Annotated in this window: 15 protein-coding genes; 9 read left to right on the forward strand and 6 right to left on the reverse strand. The window is 35.6% G+C overall.

Translation table 11 applies throughout. The features are described from left to right. From CWB77_RS18440 to CWB77_RS14020, 6 genes are all read left to right on the forward strand, one after another. A partial coding sequence (locus tag CWB77_RS18440; protein ID WP_212750888.1) for an ORC-CDC6 family AAA ATPase occupies positions 1–638 on the forward strand: 638 nt, incomplete at its 5' end. After that, on the forward strand, positions 631–1,593 hold the full coding sequence (locus CWB77_RS14000) for a hypothetical protein (RefSeq protein ID WP_138623257.1): 963 nt from the start codon (positions 631–633) through the stop codon (positions 1,591–1,593). The genes CWB77_RS18440 and CWB77_RS14000, both read left to right, overlap by 8 nt. Positions 1,594–1,713: 120 nt before the next feature. Further along, positions 1,714–2,565, forward strand: coding sequence for an ImmA/IrrE family metallo-endopeptidase (locus CWB77_RS14005; protein WP_138623259.1), 852 nt, complete (start codon positions 1,714–1,716; stop codon positions 2,563–2,565). Between the two features lie 619 nt (positions 2,566–3,184). Then, a complete protein-coding gene (locus CWB77_RS14010) occupies positions 3,185–4,804 on the forward strand; it encodes a hypothetical protein (protein ID WP_138623261.1) in 1,620 nt (539 codons plus the stop codon). A gap of 144 nt (positions 4,805–4,948) precedes the next feature. Continuing rightward, a complete protein-coding gene (locus CWB77_RS14015) occupies positions 4,949–5,863 on the forward strand; it encodes a tyrosine-type recombinase/integrase (protein WP_138623264.1) in 915 nt (304 codons plus the stop codon). Further along, positions 5,856–7,850, forward strand: coding sequence for an AAA family ATPase (locus tag CWB77_RS14020; protein ID WP_171043277.1), 1,995 nt, complete (start codon positions 5,856–5,858; stop codon positions 7,848–7,850). Before CWB77_RS14015 ends, CWB77_RS14020 begins: the two co-directional genes overlap by 8 nt. An 11-nt stretch (positions 7,851–7,861) precedes the next feature. On the opposite strand, the gene CWB77_RS14025 is transcribed toward CWB77_RS14020, so the two are convergent. After that, on the reverse strand, positions 7,862–8,320 hold the full coding sequence (locus CWB77_RS14025) for a hypothetical protein (RefSeq protein WP_138623268.1): 459 nt from the start codon (positions 8,318–8,320) through the stop codon (positions 7,862–7,864). Positions 8,321–8,634: 314 nt separating this feature from the next. Between CWB77_RS14025 and CWB77_RS14030 the strand changes: the two genes are divergently transcribed. Beyond that, a complete protein-coding gene (locus CWB77_RS14030) occupies positions 8,635–9,807 on the forward strand; it encodes a hypothetical protein (protein ID WP_138623270.1) in 1,173 nt (390 codons plus the stop codon). Between the two features lie 540 nt (positions 9,808–10,347). On the opposite strand, the gene CWB77_RS14035 is transcribed toward CWB77_RS14030, so the two are convergent. After that, entirely contained in the window at positions 10,348–11,451 is a 1,104-nt protein-coding gene (locus CWB77_RS14035) for a mechanosensitive ion channel family protein (protein ID WP_138623272.1), read from the reverse strand. Positions 11,452–11,572: 121 nt separating this feature from the next. On the opposite strand from CWB77_RS14035, the gene CWB77_RS14040 reads away from it, so the two are divergent. Next, positions 11,573–12,520, forward strand: a complete 948-nt coding sequence (locus CWB77_RS14040) for a YihY/virulence factor BrkB family protein (RefSeq protein WP_054202316.1) — start codon at positions 11,573–11,575, stop codon at positions 12,518–12,520. A 14-nt stretch (positions 12,521–12,534) separates the two neighbouring features. Here CWB77_RS14040 and CWB77_RS14045 read toward each other — a convergent pair whose 3' ends face one another. Then, positions 12,535–15,570: a bifunctional diguanylate cyclase/phosphodiesterase gene (locus CWB77_RS14045; RefSeq protein WP_138623274.1), complete on the reverse strand. Its 3,036-nt coding sequence runs from the start codon at positions 15,568–15,570 to the stop codon at positions 12,535–12,537. A 241-nt stretch (positions 15,571–15,811) separates the two neighbouring features. Here CWB77_RS14045 and CWB77_RS14050 point away from each other — a divergent pair, with 241 nt between their 5' ends. After that, complete coding sequence (locus CWB77_RS14050; protein ID WP_131690495.1) at positions 15,812–16,657, forward strand: pirin family protein; 846 nt, start codon at positions 15,812–15,814, stop codon at positions 16,655–16,657. A 22-nt stretch (positions 16,658–16,679) separates the two neighbouring features. On the opposite strand, the gene CWB77_RS14055 is transcribed toward CWB77_RS14050, so the two are convergent. From CWB77_RS14055 to CWB77_RS14065, 3 genes are read right to left on the reverse strand one after another with little or no spacing between them, the layout of a single operon-like run. Further along, positions 16,680–16,922, reverse strand: a complete 243-nt coding sequence (locus CWB77_RS14055; RefSeq protein WP_010390679.1) for a hypothetical protein — start codon at positions 16,920–16,922, stop codon at positions 16,680–16,682. A 13-nt stretch (positions 16,923–16,935) separates the two neighbouring features. Further along, positions 16,936–17,376 (reverse strand): hypothetical protein, encoded by a 441-nt coding sequence (locus CWB77_RS14060; protein ID WP_010390680.1) that lies wholly within the window; start codon positions 17,374–17,376, stop codon positions 16,936–16,938. A gap of 5 nt (positions 17,377–17,381) precedes the next feature. Next, positions 17,382–17,699: a hypothetical protein gene (locus CWB77_RS14065; protein ID WP_010390681.1), complete on the reverse strand. Its 318-nt coding sequence runs from the start codon at positions 17,697–17,699 to the stop codon at positions 17,382–17,384. Positions 17,700–18,180 lie beyond the last annotated feature (481 nt).

An 18,180-nucleotide genomic window follows, 5' to 3' on the forward strand; every position in this document is an offset into this window, starting at 1 on the left:
TTCTTTTAAAAGAAGCATACGATAGCTATAAAGGTAATGCTGCGCCTGCAATATATTCCGGTAGTTCTTTAATTATTAGATGCTCTGATGGTAACCCTAGAAGACTATTAAGGCTATTTAATTACCTTTTTTCTGATAAGTTACAAGGAAATGCAATCGTTGATTCGATTTCTGATAAAGAGCAAGGTAAAAGGCTGAAAGAGTTTTCTTACTCAGAATTAAATGGTTTGAATTTAGAAATTGATGGAAAAGAATCTTTTGAATTATTTATGAGGATAGGGCGGTTCTTAAAAGATAAACTACATACTGATAAAGTTGGGACCAGCTCATATAATTCATTCTCCTACGACTTGAATGATCAAAATTGGAAACATATTGAAAAGGCAGTAGATCTAGGCTTAATTTATCCAGATTTCCGAGGCATAGATAATAATGATAAAATGCCCAACCGTAACGGTAAGTTTTCCCTTGCTTTTTGTTTAGCTCCTTACTTTTTTCTAATGCCTCGTAAAGGTGATTCTGTTAAGTTATCTGTAATTGAAAAGTATGGAAGTTATAGTAAATATTTAAAGCTTACTAAAATAGATCCAAATGTAATAAACCAGTACAGTCTTGATTTTGGTGGTAAAGATGAATAGCTTACATGTAGAAGATATTTCATTACGAGAGTTGGTTGAAAGTCAGTATGATATAGCTATCTTCTCTTGTGGTTATGAAGATAGGTGTGTTGAAATTCCTTCAAAAATCGAACCCAAAAATATCAAGCATACTGTAATTATTGCATTTGATCAGCACCAAGAAGATCCTGTAAGGATAAGCAGTAAAAACTTTTTCAATAAAGTATGGGGTAACTCTGAATTCGTAGAAACATCTCAAGATGACGTTGAAAAAATATACAAGGCAATATGTGACATAGAAGAAACTTTTACTAAAGACAATTTAAGAATACTCATTGATTACACGTCAATGTCTAGAGTCTGGTACTCTGCAATTTTAACTTATATCATGAAGTTTTCTAAGAAAAATTACCTGATAGATTTAACTTATGCTAATGGTATCTACCATGATGTAAATCTAAATGTTGAGCTAGGTGATATTAAGGTGATACCTGGCTGTGAAGGTATTTCCCTTACAAAAAAAAATAATGCAGCAATATTTATGTTAGGTTTTGATAACTTCGGCCCTTTGAGATTATACAACTTATTAAACCCTAATAAATGTTTTGGGGTAATGGCTTCACCCGCAGCATCAGTTCAGTATGAAAATACTTGCTTGGAAAAAAATAGGGACTTTATACAATATCACTTAGGTGGTGAAAAAAACCTGTTAAAGTTACCCATTAATAGTATATCTTCATGTTATGACCATATGAGCCAGATACTTTCTCCACTTGAGAAAGCGTATAATGTCTCAATAATCCCTTTTGGCCCTAAGCCTCATATATTAGCTTCAATTTTATGTAGTTTTAACTATGCAAATGTTACTTGCTTATATTCAGAGTACATAAGAAAAGCAACTACCCAAGTGCAAGCATCGGGAGACTTTGTAATTTCTAGAGTTCATTCAGATTTAGGTTTAAAAGTAGATCATTGATAAAGCTTTTGAGAGGCGACTATCAACTAATGTTGATAAACATTAAAGTTAAAGATTAACTTAATTGCAATTAAAACATATAGATAATATCGTTATTGTACTTTTATTTGGAAAAAACTTATGGGAATTAAAGCTCGCACGCTGATCCAATCGGCAATATTAGACATGAGAAGCTTCTTCCATAAAGGAAAGTCTCCAAAGTTTAATGTTGAACTAGGTAGTAGAGCAATGAGAGAACACGCTTGTTTTTCTGGAACGCAGTCTAAGGCTAAAATATGCTTCTCAAAAGATTTTTGTTCGTTCCCCATAAATACAATTGACGATTACAATTTCATTTTAATGATAGTTTCTCATGAGCTGGCTCATTATCTTCACAAACATAATGAGCATAAAGATTCTAATACACATGATACTAAAAGTATTGAATCATATGCCGATTTCTTCGGGGCAAGGATATTAATGACTCTTATAACCTTTGGGCCAAATTGTAGAACTCACTTATTAGAAATTGTACCTACTCCTCATAGTGGAAAATTACTGAACAGCATTGGTCAGGCTTTGTCTCGTTTAGCAGAAACTATATTTGATACAAAAAGTGGCATGTATTCTAATAGAATTACTCGAATTGGTTACTGTGCTGCTGGTATCACTTCTTTTTTAGATGCTTATAATCAAAATTTTGATTATAAAAGGTCTATGGATGTTCTGACCCGATTATATTCTCAAGGTAGCCTCAGAGATTGGATTATAGATGAAAAAGAAGCTTTTCATCTCGATGAAGATATAGTGGAAAAAGTAAATATTATTCACAACAATATTCAAGGGGAGCGACCTAGTATTACAAGTGGGTTGAAATCTGATTTCTTGAACTTTATTGATACCAGTTATCAAGTTGAACCGAAATTAAGACAATTATATAAAGAGGCCAGAGTAAATATAATGCGCAAACAAGGTGCGATTATCAAAAACTGATTATTAACTAAATTAAATATTCTGAGCTTGTACTTTTAGATTCCAATATATCTGAAAGGTAAATCCGGCAGCGAAAACAATTGTAGATAATACGCTTAATAAGTGGCGTTATTTTAATGTATAACAACAATGAAGCTGATTGAGACAGTACAATGATCATTTAATAGAGCTATTCTTAATAACTTGTTTATTCAATTGACCGTCTTTTAAAACTTTAACAACGATGGACATCGCTATTTGGAATGACCCTTCCTCATTTACCTTTTTAATTGAAGTTTCGAAAACTCTACCGTCGCGTTCTTAAGGCAGCCTCCAGCTTTAATATAATTTATAACCTGTGTTTACAATAAGAGAAAATTCTACGTTTGGCATCTATTATTTTTCGGGTGGATTACCGAAGGACTAAGCATTGACTCATCCCAATAACTGCAACTGGACTCGCCATTGTTTGCCTTTTAAATAAATTGAAAAAATCTTAAATTGTATATCAAAGTTCAATAGTTTAACTGCCAACTAACGTTAATACATATTAACGTTAGTTGGTTGATAACGATGAAGGCTTAACTTAAAGTATGAGCGATACTTAAGTGATGTTTTCTTAACAAAGGAAGTCTAGACAGTGGTTAAGTCGCAAAAAGGATGTTTTTTAAATAAAGATGAGGCTGAAATCGGTGATGTCGCAGAAGATCATTTCTCTGCTTTGTGTTCCTATGCTCGAATTACATCAACCCCTTCAAGAAGAGACCGATTTGCTTGGGATCATCTACTTGAATATAGCAAAGCTCCAATAGCGGCAGTTGCTTTAGATATGGAGGAGACCTACTTTAGTTGCAATGTACAAGTAAAAGGATTTATCGGCTCATTTTCAAACTATAAAGGTAGTGATATCTCACTATCAAATATAAAAATAATGATAGAAAATGACAGACCTCAGTTTTTTGCTTTTGTTTCTGTAGATAGTGATGAAAAAGATACTTATCTGGTTCATTTAGGCGATGATATTATTCGAGATGGATTGAAAAGAATAAGAAAAGCTGAAGTAGAAAAAGGAAGGGAGGTTAAGTTAAATAAACAAACCCTATGCATCAATCCACATACGAGAAATGCAGTAAAAGTAAATGGTTCTAATCTAATTGATTATTTAAATGGTCAAATTGGCAGCTCTTTAGCCGAATATTCTAAAAGTAAATTTGATAAAAGAAAAAAAATAGGTTACGAAAAAGGAAAGCTGCAAATCACATTTAGTGCCAATCCTGAAGATCTTTTAGATATTGAGTTAGGCCTGAAATCTAAGGCTATGGCTAAAATTTCATCTATATCTGATATGCGTTTCAATTTACCTCTGTTGATTGATGATAATGTACAAACTGTTGAGCTTGTATCTAATTATAAGTTTCCTTCTGGTGAGGTGGGAATTAACAAAGAAAATGAATGTGTTGAGTTAGAGTTATACAATCGGAAGGATGATATCAAAACCACTCTAAATGGAGCCATTAAAATATCATCACTGTCAAAAGAATATAAAAAGTGTGCTATTGACACAGAATTTTTCACAATAGTGTTCTCTGAAAAAGATACTCAGGTAAATTTAAAACTCAATAGCATGACCTCAACTCCTCAATCATTTTTTACTCTTGAAAAAATGTTTAAAGCTTATGAGCTACTACTTTGTGAAAATGGTGTTGAGGTTGGGTTATATACCTCGTCTGATTCTTACACACTGAGTATTAAAGCTTTAAAACATAGTGCGATTAAATCAATAAAAAGAGACTTACAATTTTTAAGCAATTTAAAATGGTTATTGTTATATTTAGGTGCTGATACTTATGAACCCATTGTATTTCAAGTCTACCTAGAAAACCGTAAAAATGTTGAAGATCAAATCAAATTTCTTAAGCAAAATGAAGAGTTTTCTTATAAATTAAAAGTTTCAACTAGTCTTAAATTAACAGGCACTATATGCGTTATTACTCCAATTGAAATAAGCACTACTTTTGGGAATTATATCGTTATTCATAAGCTTATAGGTGAGCTTATCCAAGGTGATGATTGTTATTACATTAACGAATATGTCTCATCTGTGATTAGATTTGAAAAAGTACGGAAACAGACACTAAAAAAGCTAAAAGATAGGCTCAAAAATATGAGTACAATACAGAAAAAAGACTCAGATGTTTACATATCAACTAATGCATTAGGTAAGAATTTGGCCGAAGGTCTTGAAAGTATAGATTTTTGACTGTTTCAATTTCAGTTTAATTTCAATGTGACACAAGTTATGATTAATACATTTTAACTCGGCATAATATGTCAAAAACAGATCTGGTTTTAAGTAGTTAGTCATGTATACCGATTATATGTTTACATATAAAAGGTATCTATTATGTCTAGTTACACACCTACAGAATGCTACTTAAATAACTTAGCACCAACAGGACGAAAGGCTGTTATTTCACTGATAAAAAGTGTTAAAAACACTTTATTATTGCATGATAAGCTAGTCGCATTACCACTTCACAAGTTAAGCTTTGAGCAGTTATCTACTCTTAAACAAAGCTTAGTACTCAATAATAAGTCAGCTAGAACTATCCAACTTACTTTTCAAGCTATTAAAGCCATAGCTAAAACTGCTTTTTTAATGAATTTAATTGAGCAGCACGAACTAGAAAAGTTTAATGTTCTTAAGCTTCCCCATATAGAACCAAGCCTAAAAGGTAAGTCACTTACAGCCACACAGCTAAAAAGCATATTAAAGCAGCCCTATACACCATCTTCAATTATTAGCACACGTGATATTTCATTATTGGCTTTAATGGCTGGTGCGGGATTAAGGAGATCTGAAGTTTCGGCTTTAAGGCTTAGTGACTTTTCAATGGCTGATCAGCTAGTTGTTATCCATAAGGGAAAAGGAAACCGTACTAGAACGCAGTACTTACCAGTGTGGGTATTAGAGTATTTAAGCTCATGGCTAACGGTACGTGGTAAAAACGAGGGGCCATTATTTTGCGTGGTTTTGAATGGTAAAGTTATTCAAGCTCGTGGTATTTCACCTGAAACTATATATAGCGTTGTAACGGCCAGAACTAATCACGTTTTGGGGGAGAAGTTTACACCCCATGATATGAGGCGAACTTATATTTCATCACTCTTGGCTAATGGTGTGGATATTTCTACTGTGAGTAAGTTGGCAGGGCATAAAAGCATTATTACCACACAGTTATACGATAAACGGGGCGTGGACAGTTTAAAGCGCGCCGTTAATACTTTATCTGTGAATGGATGTGGTGATTATGAATAAGTTACTAATAAGCCAATTTACAAGCCATTATGGTATCAAGTTAATAGAATCAGGCTTATTTGATGATGATACGTTTGAACAATATAGCCCTAGGGAAGTACAGCAATTATCAGGCTCAAAAAGATCAAATTTACCTGTTGATCTGGATGAACTATATGCCTCATTTATTGAGATAACTACAGACTTTGACCAAAAATTACTTTCAAAAAACAGCCGTTATTTTAGCAAAAGCATTGGGCTACCAAGTAATGCTAGCTCCCTTATTGAGTTTATTATTGTTGGTACTCTCAAACCAACCATTTTTAGGTCTATAGAGCAATTTATTACTAAATCTGCGTATTCATATTCAGATGCATTCACTGTGTTATTGGGGCTTGGGGAGATTGAGTTGGAGGAGTGTTTAGAGGCACTTGAATCGATTGGATTATATAAAAACCGTATTTTTGACTATGAGCTACCATTACTCCCTAAATCACTTGCCCATTATTTATTCACTAGCCCCCAATACAAGACTAAAGATGCATTAGGGCTATTTTTAAAAAATGAAGAGCCAGCTAGTTACAATTTGAGCTCTTTTGGCCATAGGGATACGTTACACCTAAAAAGCTTATTAAATGGTTGGAAGAGATCAAGCAATAATGGTTTAAATATATTGATATATGGGGCTGTTGGTACGGGTAAATCTGAATTAGCTAAATCTTTATGTAGTAATGCTGAGTTAGTTTTAATGAAGGTTAAATCTAGCTCTGAAGTTGATGCACAAGTTGAAAGGCAATTAGGCACAAAGTCTTCAACTAGTTACCGTATACATAACCTATCTATGGCACGTAAGTTAATGGGGGAGCGCCGTGACGGAGTGTTACTTATAGATGAATGCGAAGATATATTCGATGTAAACATGTTTGGTTCTAGTGAGCCAAAAGAGCTTTTGCATAGCTTAATTGAAGAACCTAATGGTGCAGCCATATGGATAACGAACCATATTGAAGATATCCCTGAGAGTTGTGTGCGACGTTTTGATTTTGTACTTGAAATGCCCCAGCTAACGAAGGAAAAGCGTTTAGAACATGCCCTAGGGTACTTTAATGAGCTAAAAGTAAGCCAAAGCTTTATTGAAAAGATGGTTTCGAACAAACACCTAAGCTTGGCGAATATAAGTAAAGCCAGCCATGGGGCTAATTTATGTGGTTATAAGAGTGAAGCAGCTCAAGAGTTTATAGATTCGTATGTTGAAGGGATAATGGTTGCATCGGGTGTTGATTTAAACCAAATGCATTACAAACCAGAGCTTAAGTTTGACCATACCAATATTAACTTAAAGGGCTCATTTTCTAATCTTAATGATATAACCAACGCCCTGAATAACCATCATGGTGCAAGAACCTTACTATTTGGCCCTGCGGGTACTGGTAAAACAGCATTTGTTAACCATGTATGCCAAGAAGCTGGTTTTGAGCTAATTAGTATTCAGGCTTCAGATATTTTAAGTAAATGGGTGGGGGAGAGTGAGCAAAATATAAAGAACTTATTTATACAGGCTACAGAAGAAGGTGCGGCTATATTTATTGATGAAGCCGACAGCTTATTTTCAAGCCGTGAGGGCGCCACAAACAGCTGGGAGGTTCAATCCGTAAACCAATTATTATGTAACCTTGAAATGTTTGAACTTCCTTTCTTTGCAGCTACCAACTTTAAAAAGCGTTTAGACAAAGCTTTACTTCGCCGCTGTGACTTCAAGCTTGAACTAGATTACTTAACACCAGAACAAGTATCACGAATGATATTAAACTTAACAGGCAAAAAAACCTTAGGTAAAAGTGAGAGCGCTAAATTGGTTGGATTAGATCGCATAACTCCTGGTGATTTTAGCGTGATAGCACGAAAAATGCGTTTTTTGAATAAAGCGCCAACATCAAGTGAAGTATTAGAGTTTTTGTTTGAAGAGCAGAAATTGAAAGGCGATTGTAAACGCCGCATAGGTTTTTAATGTATTCTGCTTTAGCTTTGAGACCTTTTAATTAATTTTTTTATTAAGGTGTTATTATAAATTAACTCGTTGGAATAATTACTATCTGCCAGCTTTATTAAATTGTTATATATATCGGTGGATATTACGATCGTTGTAGTGTTCTTGCGGTGTTTTAATTTTCTTAAATTTGACTGAATTAACTTCCAATCATTATTGTCTATATTACCCTTATTTTTATTTATTTTTTCACATGTATCTACAAACTTGGGGGATAATTTTTTTATCGCCAGTTTGAATTCTGATTCATCTGTGTTTTTGTTTACAATTTCAGATAAGCAGTTTTTATCTTCAGCTTTTATTCTACTTTTCTTTCGAGCAAGGCTACTTAGATAGTTGTGAATTTTTTCATACTTATCTAACTTTTTAAGTAAATAATCACAAGCAATATAAAACTCTAATAATGAAATGTCTTTTCTACCAGTCGCCATAAATTTCTCATCATCGTTACTTCATAGTTATCCTAAGCGTTCCGGAACGTAAATGCAATTGTATTTTTACCTCTATGCTAAAGGCTACTGAAATTTAGATTTAAGTTTTTACAATGCAGTTCCGGAACACTTACGGTTGATTTATTCTTAAGTCTCGAATTAGTTCCGGAACGCTTTTGATTGCTTTATTCTTAAGCCTTAATAAGTTCCGGAACGATATGTAGCCTAATTATTTAAAGCCTTTAAACGTTACTAGATTAGTACTTTTTTTAATCTGTAAAAAGAAAGACCGAATAAATTAAAAGGTCTTTTTTATGAGTAATAATATTTCACCTGACTTCTATAACATAGTAGTTAACGGACATGAAAAGTATGTATTCGATTTTAAGCATATAGCTAAGAGTATTAAAGATGAAGATGAGTTAATTTATATTTTTACTTTTAGTACTGGTGAGGAAAGTTGGATAGATGAATGCGAATTAATAGAAAAAAGCGAAGAGGAAGTTGAAGAGATTGATCTAATGGCTTTATCGAACTCAAAGCATAAGAAGTTAAGAAAGCATGAAAATTTTAAACATCCAAGAGTAACTTTGATTATTGAAAATAAAGTTGCAAGGAAGAGGAAAAGGTTATTTAAAGTAGACTATGAGGTTGGTAACAAATCCTTTTTAGATAAATTTAGTTTTTCAATTGATATTAACGAAAGTTTAGGAGAAAAATTTATAAAAGAGCTTTTAAAAAGTAAGCTCTATACAACAAAAAGAGTTGTTGATTCTGGTTTTTACAATTGCCGTATCAGTAATAAAAATGAATTTGCAAGTTTTGAATACCTACCAAGTAAAAGTAATATTTCCTATCTAAAATGTACATTTAACCCTTCAAAAACTGATTTAAATTTTATTAGAAGTACTTTTTCGTTACTAAAGTCTGTTTGCGGTAAAGACTATGAGAGGGTCATTCGAACTTCAAGTTTACTTAGGGTTGACTGCGCACTTGATATAAAAGGAGTAAAGGCTAAAAATTGTCATTTAAATTTAAGTGGTTCTCGTCACACAACAATATATTTAAGTAGTGAAGGTGTTGTTGAAACCAAAGTTTATGGTAGGTCAGGAAAAAGGTTTCACGTTTACGATAAACTTTGTGAGCAGGGGGTAAAAAGTAAGGAACCAGTTACAAGATATGAGATCCAATTAAAGAAATTTAACAAAAAAATTGATTTAGAATCAGCGTTTGATGCTTTCAATGCGATACCTAATGTAAGAAGGTACAGTTGTAAGAAACTAAAATTGAAACTAAAGAAGCTTGATTATTATGTACTGAAACAGCTTGGTGTAACAGCTTTGAGATCTTCATTGCAAACAGAGAGTGAGAAAAGAAAGTTAAGGCGTATTTTGGAATTTGCTGAAAAGGGTGAATTTGGGGAAAAATTAATTGGATCAACACGAAAGGAGTTGAGATTTATACAAGAGCTTCTTTTTAATCCCTAGCTATTTGAAATTTTCCAAAAGATACTTTTCGTAGTTATGAAATTTACAGTCTCTAGGTAACTCTTATACAACAAACTTGCATGTAATAATCATTATTTAGCTTAAATCCTCTATACGGATTAATAATAGGTAATTACACAGATTTAGTTACGAGATTAAAAGAGTTGAGTACATTTTTGTGCTGAAAGTCAATTTGTATGGAATAGCTGTTTTTTATAAAAACTCCGGAATAGCTGTGCCAAAAGCTGTGCCAGAGTAGTACAATACATGTGAAAGATAAATATTAACGTATTGATTTATATGTTTATAATTAAGTCTCCCTGTTAACTTACCGGCTGACTCACTCATTCAATAAAAAAGCCCGCAGTTAACGCTGCGGGCTTTTTTGTGTTTGGAATAAGCTGTCAGGTTGCGGGCGGCGAGCTTCGGGTTGCGGGCTTAAAACCTAAACTCGACGCGAGACTAACTATCGCCTTCAGGCATAAAAAACCTTGTAATGTTAACCGCAAGGCTTTTAAATTTCTCGAACCTCGAACCTATCTATATAATATTTTTACCCTGCTCCGGATCGCGCGATTCATCGGCTTGCTCGCGAATATCATCCGTATCACTGCTTACATCATCAATACTGTGTTCATGCTCTGTGGTTTTATGTTTTTGAGTATGTGGTTTCTCTTTAGTTTTTTCTGTTGTCTCTGTTTTAGCTTCGCTTGCTGTGGGGTAAATATCTTCACCTTGGCTATTGAGTAATACACGCTCTCTAGCATCGTCAGGCATACTTATATTATGTTGCGTAAAACTGTTAATTAACTCTCGCATTAGCTGTGAGGCTACTTTAACAATGCTGTATTGTTCGCCGTTGACCCAAAAGTAAACAGTAAAATTGATAGTGGCGGAGCCTAAGTTATCAACCAATACTTGGGGAGGTGGATCGCTAAGCACAGAGTTTTGATTTTTTATAACGCTAATAGCAAGACTTTGTGCGCCGCGAATGTCATTATCGTAGCCAATACCGATTGTGAAATGACCGCGCATCTTTGGATTAGCGGTTAAGTTTTTAATGGTATTTTTATACACAGTCGCATTGGGTATTTGAATATGATTGCCATCGTAGTCAACTAAAGTGGTTGCTCTTGCAGTTACTTTTTTAACAATGCCTATTCTACCATCTACTTCTATTACATCATTAATTTTAAATGGACGTTGTACACTCAAAAGTAAACTGGCAATAAAGTTCTCAGCAATATCCCGAAAGGCAAATCCTAAAATAAGGCCTATTAACCCAGTGCCACTCATAATAGCGACCGCGAATTCAGTCAAGCCAGCCAAACGTAAGAAAAGGTAAAACCCGAGTAAAATAATTAAGGTACTAATACCACGCCTAGCAACTAGGTGTACTAATTTACTGTTGGTCATGTAAGTAACGGGCTTTATTAACAAGCGTGATAATGGGGTAGCGATTAAATAACTAATCACCAAAATAATAATCCCTAGAAACAAAGTGGGCAGTAATTGCACGAATGATTGTAGTAATTGCACGCTTTGCTCTTTTAAAAAGTCCCATGAAACCGAGTTTGGCTGAACGGTGTCGATTGCGGGAATAGATGCGTTATTAGCGAGTGTTGCAATTAAAGCGCTGAGCATAGGAGCCATCCGTGTTGCGTTGAGTTAATTAGGTCTGTGTAAAACAATAGCAGCAAGTTTAATACCAAGGGGTATTTGTTTGGCAAACATCTTGCAATTAATTGGGAAAAGGGAGTTAGCTATGAGTGACTTTAAGCGTGGCCAAAGAGCCAAGCAGCCTAACCATATCCCTCTGCGTGGCTGGTGGGATATTGCAAAGCGAATTATAAAACAAATGAGCCGTGATAATTTATCCTTGGTGGCAGCAGGCGTGGCCTTTTATGCACTTCTTGCTATTTTTCCTGCCATTGCGGCGTTGGTGTCTGTGTATGCTTATTTTGCTTCACCGAATGATATTAGTGCGTATTTAAGTCAATTTATGGCGTTATTGCCGCAAAGTACCCAAGAGATTATTTTGTCTCAGGTTTCGAGTCTTGCGCAAAAGTCTCAAACCAGTTTAAGTCTTAGCGCACTGGGCACTTTACTGCTCACTATTTGGAGTAGCTCTAAGGGCAGCCAAGCTTTGATCACCGCGTGTAATATTAGTTATCACGAATACGAAAAGCGTTCATTTTTTAAGGCGCAACTTGTACGTTTATTATTTTCAGTGGGCGCGATTGTGGTGGCGGTTATAGCATTGGTAATTATAGGTATATTACCGTTAGCACTTAACCTGTTAGGAATAAAAGAGAGTATTGATTTTTTAATCATGCTTATCTCATGGCCATTACTGGCACTAACCTTTAACTTTGCATTGTTAATTTTATATCGTTACGCGCCTCACAGAAAAGCAGCTAAGTGGCGCTGGGTTACCGTAGGCTCATTCACTGCCACAGTATTATGGATTGTGGCATCTTTTGGCTTTTCATTTTATGTATCTCATTTTGCCAGTTACAACGAAACATATGGCTCTTTAGGTGGGGTGGTTATTATGCTTATGTGGCTATTTATTAGCGCTTATATCATTATTTTAGGAGCTACAATTAATGCAGCGTTAGAGCAGCAAACGGCGCAAGACAGCACTATTGGACCAGATAAAAAAAGAGGGCAGCGAGGTGCATATGTTGCAGACCACCTTGATATTAAATAACTCTATTACTTTTATCAGAGCTTAATTACTTGGTTCGTTGTTATCAGCTGCATAAACGAGGTTTTGTGCAGCGGCTTTGAAAACAAATAGCCTTGACCATAATCACAACCAGCCTCAAGTAATAAATCCATTTGTAATTTTGTTTCTATGCCTTCGGCAATTACTTTTAAACCAAGCTGATGAGCCATCATAATAATTGCTTCACATAAGGCCAGCTCTTGGCTGTTTTTTTGAATATTATCAACAAAGCGTTTATCAATTTTTAGGTAGTCGGTATCCATTTCTTGTAAGTAAGCAAGCGATGAGTAACCAGTACCAAAATCATCGAGTGCTAATTGCATCCCTGATTTAACCAAGGCTTTTAGGCGGCTTTGGGTCAGCTCTTCAGGATTAACCATCAAGCCTTCAGTAATTTCTGCCACAATACTCGATGCAGGTAAATTTGCTGTCTCAAGCATGCCATACCAATCGTCTATACCACTGTCTGTGGTTGCGAGCTGCACCGGCGATACGTTAATACTAATTTGAAATTCATCTTGAATGTGTTTTTTAATATCATTAAGTGTTTGCAGTGCTTCAGTAAATACAAATTGACCAAGCGCATTTATTTGTCTGGTTTCTTCAGCAAGAGGAATAAAATCGGCAGGGCTGATCAGGCCTTTTTCTGGGTGTTGCCATCGAATAAGTCCCTCAGCTTTATGAACGTGTAAATCATCAAGGGACACAATAGGCTGATAATATAACTCAAATTGCTCTAACTCTATGGCTGAGCGAAGCTCTTTGAGCAACTGCATTCTTGCATTTGCATCTTCACGCATATCATGTGAGAAAAATTCAAAGTCATTTCGGCCGCTATTTTTTGCCTTATACATAGCTTGGTCAGCAGCTTTAAGCAGTTGCTCTGGGTTTTGGCCATCATCTGGCGCGCAGGCAATACCAATACTGGCACTGATATACACTTTTTCATCTTCAATAAAAATAGTCGAAGCAAGGCTAAGTAGCAGTGATTTTGCTATTTGTTTGATATTATCGCTACCGCGTAAGTCACTAAATACAATAACAAATTCATCGCCACCAATACGTGCTACAAAGTCAGCCTCTTTGGCTGTTTGCACAATTCGCTCAGATACTAATTTAAGTAATCTATCGCCATAATGATGGCCTAACGTATCATTAATATCTTTAAAGTGATCAATATCTAACAGCATAATGACCAGTTTTTGGTCGTGGTTGTTTACGCTCGTAAAGCGTTTATTTAACCGCTCTTTTAGTTCTAGTCGATTAGGTAAGTCGGTTAAATGATCAAAATGAGCTTGTCGCCAAATTAGCTCGTCAGCTTGTTTTTTCTCGGTTAGATCGGTAAAAATAGCAATACGACTAGTTGGGGCTTTATTTTTATCGTAAATAGTATCTATGGTTAACCATTCAGCATACAGCTCGCCATTTTTACGACGATTGGTTATTTCACCTTGCCAGCGGCCAGTTTTATTTATTGACTGCCACATGTAATCATAAAACTCTTTATCGTGTTTACCCGATGATAAAATACCCACCGTTTTATTGAGTACTTCTTTTCGAGAATACAAAGTTGTTTCACAAAATGCAGGGTTCACATCATAAATAACGCCATTTTCATCTGTGATTGCCATACCTTCACTGCTGTTGTTGTAAACTAATGACGCTAAATGCAAAGACTCTTGATTCTGCTTTCGTTGCGTGATGTTACTAATAACAATTATAAACTCATCCACTTTTTTCATTGGGCTGATTTTCGCTTCATAAAACTGATTGTCTTGTTTATGTTCAAGCTCAACAGTGACAGGAGCGCTCAGGGTTGTTAAGTACTCTTCTACTTGTTTTAAATTAGCACTAGAGAATAAACACGATAACTTTTTAGGCGGTGTTGAATGGCTATAATTTAACGATTTAATACGTCCACCGGTATCAAGTATATTGCCATTGGCATCTACGCGTAAAAAAGCATCAGGTAGTGCATTAAGCAAGCTATTTAGCTCGTCATGTTTATGTTTAAGGCATGCTTCAGCTGTTAAGCGAGTTTCAGCCATATATTTAAAACGATGATAGAGTCTATTTAGCTCAGGGCTATTAGGCTGCTCGTCGTCATGAGGCATATTACCGGCTGCTAAGCGGTTAACAGCCTGCGTTAAACTTTTAATCGGGTTTAAGATGCTTTTATTGACTAATCGTCTAGCCAATACGGCTAAAAGAAGGATGGTCATTAAAAATCCTAAAACCATTTTTACAAAGTTAATATCTATTTGCTCAAGTGTTTCATCTATTGGTTGAGTAATATAAATAGAAAGTTTATTGTTATTGCCATCACGGTAGAGAGTGGTTTGATGGAAAACTCTTCGGATACCATCTTTTCCTTTAAAAATAACACCAGCTTGCAAGTTATGCGCTAAATCGAACTTTTCCAATTTGTTGCCTAGTCTATCGGCTGAAAAAGGGTAGTTAGCTAAAATACTACCGTTAGAGTCAGTAATGACAGCTCTGATTTCTGTCGATAAATTTAAAGTATTAAGTGCCGAGCTCCACCAGTCTAAAGCGATTACGGTCACAATAACGCCTTCAATATCATTATTTTCATTTAAGATAGGGTAAGCAAAGTTAATACTTTGCGCTTTGAGGCTGCGATCGTGCTGGAAATGGCCAATACTGAACTCTTTACTGGCGATCGCGTTTTTAAAATAGGGACGGTCACTAATGTTAATATTAGTGTCGCTACTTTTTGATGTACAAATTAGGTCACCATTTTTATTTACTATACCAATATTCGCGATATTACCATTGAGTGCCTTAACATCTAAAAAATACGCAGGACAAGTAGAGGGTAAAGATTGAATGTTTTTCTGTTTTTTTGCTAAAAACTCAGTAACTTTTTTGACATCATCAATCATGCTTTGTTGTTTGATAATTAGTTGCTCAGTGATGGTGCGCACTTTTGTCTCGTGCTCTTTAATGGCTGCGTCACGACTAAACCACAAGGTTACTAAAATAATAGCAGCAACAGGTATGCAAATTAGCATAAGAAGGCGGTAGAGTTGATGTTTTAATGATGAAGTAAAAATAGTCGTATCCAAATTAGTGCAAAGTAGAGTGACGCTTGATAATCCTACTATAAATAACCATTGAAGTACTAAGGTTATATCTAAGATTTTGCAATAAAATAGTGTTGCATATGATTGAAATATATTAATTTACGTATAAAAAACATGATGAAATAATAATTTAATCCCTTATATATTTACATAACATATTAGGCAAAAAATGAAAATAACCAAAGTTTTAACTGCTTATGCTACCCAAGATGGGGATGGCGTCAATATCCGTCGTATTCCAGGATTTGATGGTAAATATTTAGACCCATTTTTAATGATTGATGAGCTTAAATCTGATGATGAGAGTGACTATATTGGTGGTTTTCCTCCTCACCCTCATCGAGGTATCGAAACTTTTACCTATATTTTAAAAGGAGGATTTGAGCATAAAGATCAAATGGGTAACATAGAAGCGATTCGCGCCGGTGACGTGCAATGGATGAGCACCGGTAGTGGTGTTATGCACAGTGAAATGCCACTTGCTGATGCTGAAAAAGGCTTACATGGCTTTCAAATTTGGCTCAATATGCCAAGCGCTGACAAAATGCGTGAGCCGCAATACCAGGATACCACAGAGCATCCAGCACCGAGGTTTACTAATCAACAAGGTATTAGTCTTAAAGCGCTAGCAGGGACATGGCAATTTGATTCACAGCAATTGGTTTCAAGCTTACAAAACTTAGCCGCTAATGGTGCTATAGCCGATGTGGCTTTGCCTGCAGGTAAGGAGCTTTATCTACCAGCACTAAAACAGCAAAAAGTGATGATTTACATACACACTGGGTCATTAGAATCAGCGCAAGGTGAAACCTTTGATGCAGGAAAATTACTTATTGTTGAGCCATCGAGTGATATTTGCATACGTGCCGAAAAAGCAGCAGGTGTTCTGATTTTAGCAGCTGATCCGCTTAATCAGCCAATTGCACATATGGGGCCGTTTGTAATGACCACTGAAGCTGAAATCCGCCAAGCGGTTAGCGATTATCAAAACGGTTATTTTGGCTCACTGTCGTGACGATTTAATGTAGGAGTGAATTTTAAGCGAGTAGTTTTAATAACCAACTGTATTTTTTTACCATGTTGGTGTCTCCCTTTGCCGACTCCACAACCGCGCCTGCGGTAAAAGCACTAACGAGCCCCACTTTTGTTGCGGCAAAACGTTTGGCTCGATATTTTATTGCCGTGAGGTGCTGACGCTTTAGCTCAGAGCGCATCACGACTTCTTTGTGTAGCTGTTGCACTCGAGCATTCGGTGAGTTGATCAAGTAATTAATTAACATAATAGTGTATGCCTTATAATTTAAGCAGCTGCTTTAGACTATTTAGCGTTTTAGTAAAGCCAATTTTTTTGCTTAGATAAACTGCGTTCCGCCACAGCCAAATTAAGCATAAAATTTGTAGGCTGATCACTACAGTAATGCTCAGCCAAATCGAGCTAAATAAGTCAAAAGTCGCAAAGCCTACAATACCTAAAAACCCGACCCACAGTAACACCAAGCCACTGGCAAAACATCCGAGTAGGATGGTGATCAGTGCTAAGGATCTTAACGACAATTTCCATTCAGCTATGGCAAGCTGATGTGTCAACTTTCCTTGTTGATGATAATCATCCTTGAGCTGCGCTGCATAATCAGCAAGCTTAGCAACATGATCTTGCCAGTCATCGGCATGTTTTGCCGATGACTGCGAATCTGTCGATTGTGATTCACTTGATGTTGAATGTAGGTTTTGCATTAGTATTACTTGCGACGAAATAGTGCAGTAACTAACATACCAGCAGCAAATGCAAGACCAGCCGTTGCTAATGGGTTTTCTGATGCGAGTTGACGAGTCTTAGAAGTACATTCTTCTAATTTCTCGCGAGCTGCTAATTGTTTCTCATTAAGTGTTTCTGCTGAGCTGCTTGCTCCTTTACGAACGCCATTTTCAGCTACCGCCGCTTTACTCGATAATGCATCTACTGCGTCATGCGCAGCTGATGTTGCCTTATCTGTTAACGGGGCCTCAATCTCTTGTTTTGCATCGATAGCAGTTTTGCTCTTAGTTGCCGTAGCCATAATCAATCCTTAATAGTTTTTTAAAAGTAATTATTAAGGTGCAATGATTAAACCAGTTTTTAACTCATTGTTTTTTATGGATTGTATTTTATTTACTAATTTTTAGTAGGTTTATAGCTGTAACTATTGCGACAACAGTTTGTAATTTTTACAAACTAAGGCGTTTTGATCATTCGAGGTTGATTTTTCCTTTGCTTACTCGGTTATACATTTCAGGTCACGATTTAGTTGCACCTAGTTCGAATAAACAAAGCCCTACACACCCTAAATAAATTGTAATTATTCACTGTTTATTCATTAAGCAAATAATGCCAGTAAGCTAATAAAAAAAACGATAAAAAATTTTTTACTGGCTGATCAGATTTTTTACTAAACAATTCAACCGCTTTAATCTGAGCCTTATTTTTTCAGGCTTCGCGGGGCGCTAAAGCTGGGTGACTTACTTGACAAAAAGGCTTGTCAAGCCCTAAACTGGAGCACT

The sequence above is a fragment of the Pseudoalteromonas sp. S1610 genome (assembly GCF_005887465.1).
Taxonomy (GTDB): domain Bacteria; phylum Pseudomonadota; class Gammaproteobacteria; order Enterobacterales; family Alteromonadaceae; genus Pseudoalteromonas; species Pseudoalteromonas undina.